Genomic DNA, 12,722 nt, shown 5'->3' on the forward strand with positions numbered 1-12,722 from the left:
TAATTATTATAATAGTAAAAGGAGTTTATTAATGCAAAATCAGTTAAAACCTAAAATAGGTAAAAATACAACATTTCGTGTAATGTTTACTAGTATTAGTATTCTTTTTTTACTAGCTTTAATTGGATTTATAATATCTACTCAATATAAAACTGATTTTAAAATATCTCAATTTTTTGAAAAAGCTCTTGAGTATGAAGTTGTTAAATATTGAGCTGTATTTTATGAAATGTTAGGTAACACTTTATTAGCTCCATTTATATGCTTTGCTTTAATGGTGATTGTTGAAAGTTGGTTTTTATATAAATCACAAAATAAACAAATGAATTTTTTTAGTAAAAATCGTTGAATTGTTAAAGCGCTTTATTTATTTTTATTAGTTTTATTTTTAATTGTTGTAAGTGTTGTGTCATATCTTCAACTTAAACAAGGTAATGGTTTTGGACCAGAAGGTGATGCAGTCTTTTTGATGAGTAGTTGATATAGAAAAATAGCAATAATAAGTATGATCATTGTAGATCTTATAATTATGGTTGTTGGTTTTTGTTTAATTCACTTTAAATTTGCCAGATCTAAAGATTTTTTAGTTAATCAATATTGAATTCAAGCAATCAAAATTTTGTTGTTTGCTGCTTTATCTTATATTGTTGTTGTATTTTTAAAAGGTTTAACATCAAGACCTTATTATTACAATGTTATTTATGGTGATCTATTAGAAAAAATGAAAAATCAAGGTCATGCCGACTGAGTTGAACATTATTTAAATCAATCTAGTTTCAGACATGGATTTGATATTGGTGATGGTAAGTTTGATCACAATATTAGTGGTGATTGACCTTGATATGTAATTAATGGATCTGCTTTTAAGCCAGCAAAAAATCTAGCATTATATAAAAACTGAGTAGAATGAGCTTTTCCATCAGGTCATTTAATTGCTACTTTAACAATTGGTACAACTTTTTTCTTCTTTTTATCTAATAATAAGAAACTAACTTATAAGAAGATAATTTGATTATTAATTTTTTTATTACATTTATTATCAATGACTTTTGCTTTAATTGTTGATCGAGGTCACTGATTTTCAGATGTTAGTTTTTCTTATTTATTTGGATTACCTTTAATTTGGATTGTTAATAAAATTGGAATTAAAATTCAACAAAAAATAAATGACAGAACTTAAAATAATTTATTTAAGATTTGTTCTTCAATAATTTGAAAAAAGCTAGTTTCTTTAATTTCTGATTCTGTTTGAATTTGATAAATAACTTTGTTACTAAAAAGTTTAGTTATTATTTGAATTCGATTTTGATTAATTCAACTATTAACTAGTTTTGTGTTTGAAATATCAAAACTAATTTTATAAAGATAATAAGTTTTAAGATCGATAATTTCTGCTAGTTTAACTATTTGACTAGCACAATTAGAATAAGTTCTAGTTAATGGTCCAGCACCAAGTTTAATTCCACCATAATATCTAATAACTAAAATGACAACATTAAATAAGTGATTCTTTTCTAAAACATTAAAAATTGGTTTTCCAGCGGTTGAACTAGGTTCATGATCATCACTATAACCACCAATGATTTTATTGTCATAAATTCTATAAGCATAACAGTTATGACTAGCATCATTTTTAGTGTATTTTTTTAAAAACTGGTCTAATTGTTTTTTAGACTCAACTCTAGAAATAATGGTGATAAATTTAGAGTTCTTGATTACTGTTTGATTTGTGTAAATTTGATTTGTTATTGTTTTCATTTCTATTTATCTAACTTAAAAACACTGTTATATAATTATTATATTGTAATGGCTTTTTTATAGGAGGATGTAATGATATCTGATAAACGTTTAGTAAAAAGATATGGTCAGATTGCTGATCAAATTATTGCATTAGAACCAGAAATGAGAAAATTAAAAGACGAAGATTTTAAGAAAAAAACTCAAGAGTTTAAAGATCTTATAAACTCTGGAACAAATCCTGATGCTTTGTTAATTGAAACATACGCGTTAGCTAGAGAAGCGGCAAGAAGAGTATTGGGATTAAATGCTTATAGAGTGCAATTAATTGGAGGAATTATTTTAAATTCTGGTGATATTGCTGAGATGAGAACTGGTGAAGGTAAAACTTTAACTGGTATTTTTCCTGCTTATTTAAACGCTTTAACTGGTAAAGGTGTTCATATTGTGACTGTTAATGAATATCTTTCAAGACGTGATAGTGAAATCAACGGACAAGTTTTCGATCTTTTAGGAATTAGTGTGGGATTAAACGGAAGTAGACTTTCTAAATATGAAAAAAAAGAAGCTTATGATAAAGACATTACTTATACAACTAACTCTGAGTTAGGATTTGATTATCTAAGAGATAATATGGTTACTGATTATAGTCAAAAAGTCCAAAGACAATTAAACTATTGTATTATCGATGAAGCAGATTCTGTTTTAATTGATGAAGCTAGAACTCCTTTGATTATTTCAGGAGGCTCATCATCAAGAATGAATCTTTATAAAACAGCTAATGATTTTGCAGTTTCGTTAACTGAAAAAGAAGATGTTGATATTGATTTAGAATCAAAACAGGTTTATTTAACTGAACAAGGGATTAAAAAAGCTAATGATTTCTTTTCTATTAAAAAACTTTTTGCTTTAGAAAATACTGAAATTTTTCACTTAATTATGAATGCTTTAAAAGTACAATTTGTTTTTAAAGAAGGTGTTGAATATACAGTTAAAGATGGTGAAATTCTACTAATCGACCAATTTACTGGACGTATTATGCAAGGAAGAAGTTATTCTGATGGACTTCAACAAGCTTTACAAGCAAAAGAAGGTGTTGATATCGAAGAAGAAACTGTAACACTTGCAACTATTACTTATCAAAACTTTTACAGACTATATTCAAAAATTGCAGGTATGACAGGGACTGCAAAAACCGAAGAAGAAGAATTTATTAAAATTTATAATACTAGAGTTGTTGTTACTCCTACAAATAAGCCAGTTATTCGTAAAGATGAACCAGATTTAACTTTTGGTTCTAAAAATGCTGCTTTAAAAAAATTAGTTCAAGATGTTAAACAAACTCATGAGTTAGGTGCTCCTATTTTAATTGGAACAACTAGTGTTGAATCAAGTGAACAAATTGCAAGATATTTAACAAAAGCTGGGTTAAAATTTGAAACTATTAACGCTAAAAATCACGACAGAGAAGCCGAGATTGTTGCTAAAGCCGGTGAGTTAGGAGCAATTACTTTAGCCACTAATATGGCAGGTCGTGGAACTGATATTAAGTTAAGTGATGAAGTCCGTAAACTAGGTGGATTACGTGTTTTTGGTGTTGAAAGAAATGAAGCAAGACGTATTGATAATCAGTTAAGAGGACGTTCAGGACGTCAAGGTGATCCAGGTATTTCAAGATTTTATATCTCAATGGATGATGATTTAATGATTCGTTTTACTGCTCCAAAAACAAGAGAACGCTTCAAAGTTTTAGGTGATGATTACATTAAATCCCGAATGTTTACAAGAGCAGTTACTAATTCGCAAAAAAAACTTGAAGGGATGAACTTTGATCAACGTAAAAATGTTTTAGATTATGATAATATTCTAGCCCAACAACGTGAAATCATTTATGCTCAACGTGATGATATTTTAGAAGCAACCGATCTAACTGTTGTTATTAAAAAATTCCAAGTTACTACAGCTTATGAATTAATTGGAAAATATTCAATTGAAGTTCATGGCGAAAAAACTTTAGATGAAGAACAATTACTAGAAGCAATTGATGGTAAGTTAGTTGCTAAAAATAAATTTAAAATTGAAGATTTTTACAACAAAGAAAAGATGGATTTGGCGATTGAAATTGCTGATGCTATGATGCAATTGTATAAAGCAAGAATTTCAGATATTCCTGAAGAAGTTGCTTTAGATATGGAAAGAAAAATTATTTTAGAGTCATTTGATAAATATTGAACCAAGCACTTAGATGTAGCTAATAAGTTAAAAAGTGGTATTTATTTACAACAATATGCTCAAAATAATCCACTAGCAATTTATGTAGAACAAGCAACAAGTTTATTTAATAAAATGAAAGTTAATATTGCAGATGAAGTGGTATATAACCTTTCAAATGTAATTCTAAAACTTGTTGAAGAAGAACCAGAACCAGAAAGAATTGAGATAACAGATCAAGATATTGAAAATATTTTAACTGAAACTGGACTAACAAATAATGACATCAATAACCAAGCAATTAATCGTCGTTTTGATCAATTAGAAGAAGAGTTTAAAGATGATAAAACTAGATTAAGACGTTTAAAGATTCAACGTGATGTTATGTTAGGATTAGTAATTGAACTAGATCGAAGAGCACAAATGCTTGCTGAATCAACAATTGATAACAAAAAAATCACAAAGTTAGTTAAAAAGATTCAAAAAGATGCTGATATTACAACTTTGACAGTTGAAGAAGTTGATGCTAACTTTGAAAAACTTGCTAAAAAAGCTAAAGACGCTGAGGCATTGCAACAATTGTCTATCGCAAGAGAAGTTCTTTTAGAATTAATTCAAAAAATGGATGATTTTAAAAGACAAGCTCGTCATGAATCAAAGAAAAATGCTGAAGATGCAGTTGAAGAAGATCAAAAAGTAAAAATACGTATCGGATAATTAGCACAGTCTTTCAAGCTGTGCTTTTTAAATTTTTGTCAAAAATAAAACCTTATTTTTATATAATAAGACTATAAAAAGGAGAAAGTTTTGTGAAAAAAATATTTCATAAAAGAACGTGAAAAACCGATGCTATCTTTTTTGGAACAGTTTTATTTGTAAACCTATTTGTTGGAATTGCTTTTTTAATAACAAATATTAAGCATCCAACTGATGAAAATCTTAATAATATAGACAAAATCATTGCTTTAGATTCTACTTCAATTTCTATTTGAGGTTTATGAATAGCTTCAGTTTATTCTGCTGTAGGTTTTTATAGATCAATTAAAAATAAACAAAGTTATTGCAATATTTGAGTAGAATTTTTATCAACAAGTATGTAAATAACATCAGCAATTTTATTTCTTTTTCTTGTTATTGTTAAATTAGCAACTCCAATAACTAATTGATCTATTTGATTAAAAATTATTGATATACATATCTTTTTGCCAATCATGTTTTTAAGTTATTTAGTATTTTTTAGAACAAATATAATCATTGGACAAAAACAAGCTCTTAAGTCAATGTGAAGAATTGGTCTAATCGCATTTGTCTATTTATTTTGAATTATTTTTAGAGTTTTGCCAAAAGTTAAAGATCATTTGCACTTTCAACAAGCGTTTGCTTTTTCAACTTTGTATCCCGAAAAAATCGGTTGACCAATTTTTATACTATCTTTACTAGGCAGTTTAGTTTTATATATAGTTATGTATTGAGTTGTGATTCAAATAAATAATTTAGTAAATAAAAAGGACATTAACTATGAAGCAAAAATTAACAAATAAAGTTTGAAAATTTGAAAGAACTTTTAAAAGTGAATTAATAATTTCAATACTGTTAATGTTTTTAATAGCATCGTGTTTATTTTTTTATTTTGTTGTCAAATCAACAGGTCTAGACGGTAGAGAACCAATTGATTCAAACAAAATATTTTTAGAAGACACAACTTTTTTAAGTGAGTGATACGCGGTATTTGTGCTAATTTTTTGTGGTATTAAAATCACAAAAATGCTTTCAACCAAAAAAATCTATATCTATGACTATACAGAACATACTTTTACTGCTTGATCACTTATTATTTTTTTACTTTATTCAATTGGAATATTTATTGGAAAAACTTTAATCACTGATAAAAGTTTTGTTGCTTTTTATAGGGCTGGATCAATTCATATTATTGTACCGTTAATCTGATTAACTTATTATTTTGTTTGCCCGTTTAAAGATCAAAAGTCAAAAAAGCAAGTATGATTAGGAACATTACAAACTGTTGTGATACTTTCTGCTTATTTACTTTGAATCGGGATTAGATTGATTCCTGGTGTTGCTGAACCTGATTTTGCCTTTCCCTACCCATTCTTAAGTCCTCAAAAAGTAGGCTTAACAATTTATATTATTGCCAACTTTCTAATTATTATTGCTTTTAGTTTGGTTTATGTAGGAATGTATTATCTTAATAGTCTAAATTTTAAAAGATTTGCCAATTATTCAGATAATAAAACTATGAGAAAATATTATTAATTGAATAGAAAGACTATATTTATAAAAGATGAATTACATAGCTGATAATACTTTTAAACTAGTCACTAAATTTAATGCTTCTGGTGATCAAGGTCAAGCAATCCAACAATTAAATCAAGCGATCAAAAGTAATCAAAAGCATCAAGTTTTACTAGGAGCAACTGGAACAGGAAAAACTTTTACTATTGCTAATGTTATTGCTCAAAATAATAAACAAACTTTGGTATTAGCACATAATAAAACTTTAGCAATGCAACTATATTATGAGTTAAAAGAACTATTTCCTGAAAATAGGGTTGAGTACTTTGTTTCGAACTTTGATTTTTTCCAACCTGAAGCTTATATTCCTGCAAAAGACCTTTATATTGACAAAGATGCTCGTCAAAATATGGAATTAGATATGATGAGACTAAGTGCTTGTAATGCGCTTTTAACAAGAAATGATACTATTGTTGTAGCTAGTGTAGCTGCAATTTTTGCACTACAAAACCCACTAGAATATGCTTCAGCTTTTTTCGAATTAAAACTAGGTCAAAAGATTGCTAGAAAAGAACTATTAAATTGACTAGTTAGAACTGGATATGCTAGAAATGATCTTGAAAGTGAGCTAGGAAGTTTTTCGGCCAAAGGTGATGTTATTAAAATTGTTCCAGGTTGAGCAAATAATATCATGTTTAGAATTTCATTATTTAATGATGAAATAGAAATGATTGATATTTTAAACTCAATTACTGGAGCAGTAATCGATCGCACTAGTACAGTTTCAATTTTTCCTGCCCAAGCTTATGTTACTGATCAAAATAAAATGAAAATGATTTGTCAAAACATCAGAAATGAAATGATCGAAAGAGTTGCTCACTTAAAATCAGAAAATAAACTATTAGAAGCCCAAAGATTAGAACAAAGAACAAAATATGATCTTGAATCTCTTGAAGAATTTGGATATTGTAGTGGGATTGAAAACTATTCTTCACATTTAGATTTAAGAGTTCCTGGACAGCGTCCTTATGTTTTATTAGATTATTTTAAAGGTGATTTTTTAACAATTATTGATGAATCTCACATTACTTTACCGCAAATAAGAGGAATGTTTAACACTGATAGATCAAGAAAAACCACTTTGGTTGAATATGGTTTTAGATTACCAAGTGCACTAGATAATCGCCCATTAGATTTTGATGAGTTTAACAGTTTATTAAATCAAGTAATTTATACTTCTGCAACTCCTGGAGATTATGAATTAGATCTAGTTGATCATCGTGTTGTGCAACAAATTATTCGTCCTACAGGATTGTTAGATCCAATAATTGAAATTAGACCAACTGAAAATCAAGTTGATGATATTATTAGTGAAATTCATAAGCGAATTAAAGTTAACGAAAGAGTGTTTATCACTACTTTAACAATTAGAATGAGTGAAGATCTAACTAACTATTTACAACAAAGAGATATTAAAGTTGCTTATTTACATTCAGAATTAAAAACCTTAGAGCGTAGTGAAATCTTAAATGACCTACGTAAAGGAGTTTATGATGTTGTAGTTGGTGTTAACTTACTAAGAGAAGGTTTAGATCTACCTGAAGTTAGTTTAATTTGTATTTTAGATGCAGATAAGCAAGGATTTTTAAGAAATTATCGTTCATTAATTCAAACAGTTGGAAGAGTTGCTAGAAATGAACATGGTAAAGCAATTATGTATGCTGATAGCACTAGTCAAGCAATGCAACAAGCTATAGATGAAACAAATCGTAGACGTCAAATTCAACAAGAATATAATCAAAAAAACAATATCGTTCCTAAAACAGTCTCAAAACAAATTGTTGAATCAGTATTAAGTAAAAAATCAAAACAAGCAATTGAAAAAGCTAAAAAAATTAGAAATTCTAAGCAAAAACTTGAAACACTACAAAAAGCAATTGATGATTTACGACAAGAAATGCTTTTAGCAGCTAAAGAATTAGATTTTGAAAGAGCTGCAGTTTTAAGAGACACAATTATTGAATTAGAAAACCAAAAAACATCTAGTTAGGAGAGTTATTATGAGTAAAGATAAAATCATAATTAAAGGAGCAAGAGAACACAATTTAAAAAATGTTGATCTTGAAATCCCTAAAAATAAATTAGTTGTTTTTACAGGATTGAGCGGTTCAGGTAAATCATCTTTGGCATTTTCAACTATCTATGCAGAAGGACGAAGACGTTATATTGAATCGCTTTCTGCTTATGCTAGACAATTTTTAGGCGGTAATGAAAAACCAGATGTTGATTCAATTGAAGGATTATCTCCTTCAATTTCAATTGATCAAAAAACTACTAGTCACAACCCAAGATCAACAGTTGGAACAGTAACTGAAATTTATGATTATTTACGTTTATTGTATGCAAGAATTGGTGTGGCTTATTGTGTTAATGGTCATGGTCAAATTCAAGCCATGTCTATTGCTGAAATAGTTAATAATATTAAACAAACAACAACTAACGATCAGCAAATTCAAATTTTATCACCAATTATTAGAGATAAAAAGGGAACACATAAAGATATATTAGATAAATTACAAGCTGATGGGTTTATTCGTGTAATTGTTGATGATCAACTAAAAATGCTTGATGATCAAATTGATCTAGATAAAAATCAAAGACACAATATTGATATAGTTGTTGACAGAATTATTTATCAAAATAATGATGAAACCAATTCAAGAGTTTTTAGTGCAGTTGAAACAGGGTTGAAGTATTCAAATAACTTAATAAAAATTGCTTATCTAGATAATGACCAAAAAACTGAAAAATTATTTTCAACTTCTTTTGCATGTAAAGAATGTGATTTTGTTGTTCCTGAATTAGAACCAAGATTATTTTCTTTTAATGCACCACTAGGAGCTTGTAGTGAATGTAATGGGTTAGGTGTAAATTTAGAACCTGATGTTAATTTAATTATGCCTAATATGAATCTTTCAATTAATGAAGGCGGAGTTAGTTATTATAAAAACTTTTTAAATACTGATAATTTAGAATGACAAAAGTTTCGAACTTTGTGTGATTATTATTATATTGATTTAAATCTACCGTTAAATGAATTAACTAAAAAACAAATTGAAGTTATTTTATGAGGAAGTGACCGAGAAGTTGATATTAAATTAATAAGTAGTAATGGTAAAAAATACGAAAGTTTTGATTATATTGAAGGAACTGCACAATTAATTAAAAGAAGATATTTTGAAACCAAATCTGAAGAAATTAGAAACTGATATGCTAAATTTATGTCTTCAACAACTTGTATGTTATGTAAAGGTTCACGATTAAATGACATAGCACTGTCAGTTAAAATTAATAACAAGACAATTTTTGATTATACTAATATGAGCATTAGTGAAGAGTTAGACTTTTTATTAAATATTGAACTAACTGATACTCAAACAACAATTGCTAAACTGGTTTTAGATGAAATTATTTCAAGAACTAACTTTTTAAATGAAGTTGGTTTAGGATATTTAAATCTATCAAGAACAGCAACCACACTAAGTGGTGGAGAGTCTCAAAGAATTAGATTAGCAAAACAAATTGGCTCACAGCTAACTGGAATTTTATATGTCTTAGATGAACCTTCAATTGGATTACATCAAAAAGACAATGATCGATTAATTAATACTTTAAAACACTTAAGAGATTTAGGAAATACTTTAATTGTAGTTGAGCATGATGAAGATACTATGAAAGCTAGTGACTGAATAGTTGATATTGGTCCTAAAGCTGGTGAAAATGGTGGAGAAATTACTTTTTCAGGAACTTACCAACAAATTTTAAATTCAGATACTATTACAGGTAAATATTTATCAAAAAGATTAACAATTCCAGTTCCTAAACACCGTAGACCTGGAAATAAAAAATTTATTCAAATAATTAAAGCAAGTGAAAATAATTTAAAAAATATTGATGTTTCTATTCCTTTAAATAAATTTGTCACAATTACTGGAGTTAGTGGTTCAGGCAAATCAACTCTATTAGAAGACATTGTTTATAAAGGTTTACAAAACAATTTGTCTAAAGAATATGTTCCAACTGGTAAGGTAAAAGAAATTAGAGGAGTAGAAAATATTAATAAAGTGATTTATATTTCTCAAGAACCAATTGGAAAAACGCCACGAAGCAACCCAGCAACCTATACATCAGTTTTTAATGATATAAGAGATTTGTTTACTAACTTACCCGAAGCAAAAATTAGAGGTTATAAAAAAGGAAGATTTTCATTTAATGTTGCGGGAGGAAGATGCGAACACTGTCAAGGTGACGGAATTATCACCATTTCAATGCAATTTATGCCAAGTGTTGAAGTTGTTTGTGAAGTCTGTGAAGGAAAACGCTATAATAGTGAAACTTTAATGGTTAAGTATAAAAATAAATCGATTGCTGATGTTTTAAATATGACGGTTAGTCAAGCATACGAATTTTTTGAAAATATTCCGCAAATTAAATCTAAACTACAAACTATTTTAGATGTTGGTTTAGGTTATATTAAACTTGGTCAAAATGCAACTACTTTAAGTGGTGGAGAATCTCAAAGAATTAAACTGTCTACTCACTTGTTAAAAAAACAAACTGGAAATACGATGTTTTTATTAGATGAACCAACCGCAGGATTGCATATTGATGATGTCAAAAGGTTGATTAGTGTTTTAAATAAATTAGTTGATCTAGGAAATACAGTTTTGTGCATTGAGCATAATTTAGATTTTATTAAAGTTTCAGATCATATTATTGATTTAGGTCCTGATGGTGGTGAGTTTGGTGGTAGAGTTGTTGCAACTGGAACTCCTGAACAAGTATCTGAATCTGACAAATCATACACAGCTAAGTACTTGAAAGGTTATTTATAATGATTTTAGTTGAAGAATTTTTATTTGAATGATTAACTAGAGACAAAAGCGTTGATATTTTTAAAGAAGTTTTAGAAGAATTGAATCATCTTGAAAAAAAATTACCAACTATTAATGTGGTTGGTACTAATGGTAAGGGTTCAACTTCTTTTTATATATCACAAGGTTTAAAGCAAAAATATCAAAAAGTAGGATTATTTATTTCTCCTGCTTTTATTTATCATAATGAAAGAATTCAAATTAATAACACTCCTATTAGTGATGATGATTTAAAAAAATATATAAAAAAAGCTCAAAAATATATGTACAAATATTGTTTAAACTTTTTTGAAATGTGAACTCTGATTATGATTATGTACTTTGTTGATAATAACGTTGATATTGTAGTTTGTGAAGCGGGAATCGGTGGGTATAAAGATACTACTAACTATTTAGCTAATCAGATACTTACAGCTATTAGCTCTGTTTCAATTGATCATACTGATTTTTTAGGAAATACTATTCAAGAAATTATTTTTCAGAAAATAAATATTGCAAAACCAAATACTAAACTAATTGTTAGTGCGGATAATTTAACATATCAAAAAATTATTTTAGATAAATTAATTAATAGAAATGTAGAAGTAATTTTTGCAGATAAAGTTGCTGATGAAATTGATTATCAACAAGCAAATAAAGGTCTTGCAAAAAAAGTTTTAGAACAATTTGATATTTATGATGATAGTATTTTTAAACTAACCAAACCTTTGGGAAGATTTAGTGTTTTACAAACTGATCCATATTATTTTGTAATTGATGGAGCACATAATGTTGATGCAATAGATCGACTAATCACAACTACAAAAAAACTTGAAAAGAACTTTATTGTTTTGTATGCAAGCAGTTCAACTAAAGATTATCAAACTTCATTAAAATTATTAAATCAAAGTTTTGATCAAGTTTATATCACTAATTTTGATCATATTAAAGCTTGAAGCATTGAAAATATAGATTATAAAAATAAGGTTTTTGACTGAGAAACATTTTTAAAAAATAATAATGAAAATATTTTAGTTTGTGGAAGTTTATATTTTATTCCACAAGTTTATCAATGATTTGAAAGTAGAAAAAATTCAAATTTTAATAATTAGATGTTATTAAAGAGATTTTTTAGCGCTTGATAATAGATCCAAAATTTAATAGTTGAATTATCTAGTTTTATCGACATTTTTATTTTATTTATCAAATGTATTGTTATTTATTAAGAAATTTAATACTTGTAAGTAACTTGTTATTCTAACTTATATTTTTTAAATAACTTTTTAAGTTTAGTTCTATTATCATTATATGCTCTGATGCTTTGCTTTATTTCTGAATGGACTTGATCAAACTTCTTGTTAAACTGCTTGAGCTAATGTTTCAAAATTATAAGCAAAAGCAACATGAGATATTACAATATCTTTAATAGCTTTTTTGAAATTTTTACCACCAATTTTTTCGGAATTAAAATCTGGGTTATATCTCAAATGAGAATTGTATAATTCATAAACACTTTTAGAAACTTCTTAAATGTTTTGAAATTGATTTCTGGATTTTGGCTTATTTATTTTATACCTACTGTATCTGTACAAGCGACAACTACAATAC

The 12,722-nt window shown here is 27.4% G+C and carries 8 protein-coding genes; 7 read left to right on the forward strand and 1 reads right to left on the reverse strand.

All coding sequences use genetic code 4. The annotated features are described in order from the left end of the window. The first annotated feature begins 31 nt into the window (after positions 1–31). Positions 32–1,180 carry a phosphatase PAP2 family protein gene (locus MPUT_RS00420; protein WP_014034847.1) on the forward strand — a complete coding sequence of 383 codons (1,149 nt, stop codon included), beginning with the start codon at positions 32–34 and terminating at the stop codon, positions 1,178–1,180. Here MPUT_RS00420 and MPUT_RS00425 read toward each other — a convergent pair. Then, complete coding sequence (locus MPUT_RS00425) at positions 1,177–1,758, reverse strand: IMPACT family protein (protein WP_014034848.1); 582 nt, start codon at positions 1,756–1,758, stop codon at positions 1,177–1,179. The genes MPUT_RS00420 and MPUT_RS00425 overlap by 4 nt on opposite strands. A gap of 72 nt (positions 1,759–1,830) precedes the next feature. On the opposite strand from MPUT_RS00425, the gene secA reads away from it, so the two are divergent. From secA to MPUT_RS00460, 6 genes are all read left to right on the forward strand, one after another. Next, entirely contained in the window at positions 1,831–4,665 is a 2,835-nt protein-coding gene (secA, locus tag MPUT_RS00430; RefSeq protein ID WP_014034849.1) for a preprotein translocase subunit SecA, read from the forward strand. Positions 4,666–4,757: 92 nt separating this feature from the next. Then, a complete protein-coding gene (locus tag MPUT_RS00435) occupies positions 4,758–5,048 on the forward strand; it encodes a hypothetical protein (protein WP_043714013.1) in 291 nt (96 codons plus the stop codon). A gap of 418 nt (positions 5,049–5,466) precedes the next feature. Further along, positions 5,467–6,222: a hypothetical protein gene (locus MPUT_RS00445; protein WP_014034850.1), complete on the forward strand. Its 756-nt coding sequence runs from the start codon at positions 5,467–5,469 to the stop codon at positions 6,220–6,222. Between the two features lie 28 nt (positions 6,223–6,250). After that, the gene (gene uvrB, locus MPUT_RS00450; RefSeq protein WP_014034851.1) at positions 6,251–8,251 is read left to right on the forward strand and encodes an excinuclease ABC subunit UvrB; all 2,001 of its coding nucleotides are present in this window, start codon (positions 6,251–6,253) and stop codon (positions 8,249–8,251) included. A 10-nt stretch (positions 8,252–8,261) separates the two neighbouring features. Next, positions 8,262–11,096 carry an excinuclease ABC subunit UvrA gene (gene uvrA / locus MPUT_RS00455; protein ID WP_014034852.1) on the forward strand — a complete coding sequence of 945 codons (2,835 nt, stop codon included), beginning with the start codon at positions 8,262–8,264 and terminating at the stop codon, positions 11,094–11,096. Further along, positions 11,096–12,226 carry a bifunctional folylpolyglutamate synthase/dihydrofolate synthase gene (locus tag MPUT_RS00460; RefSeq protein ID WP_014034853.1) on the forward strand — a complete coding sequence of 377 codons (1,131 nt, stop codon included), beginning with the start codon at positions 11,096–11,098 and terminating at the stop codon, positions 12,224–12,226. Before uvrA ends, MPUT_RS00460 begins: the two co-directional genes overlap by 1 nt. Positions 12,227–12,722 lie beyond the last annotated feature (496 nt).

Source organism: Mycoplasma putrefaciens KS1 (assembly GCF_000224105.1).
Lineage (GTDB): Bacteria > Bacillota_I > Bacilli_A > Mycoplasmatales > Mycoplasmataceae > Mycoplasma > Mycoplasma putrefaciens.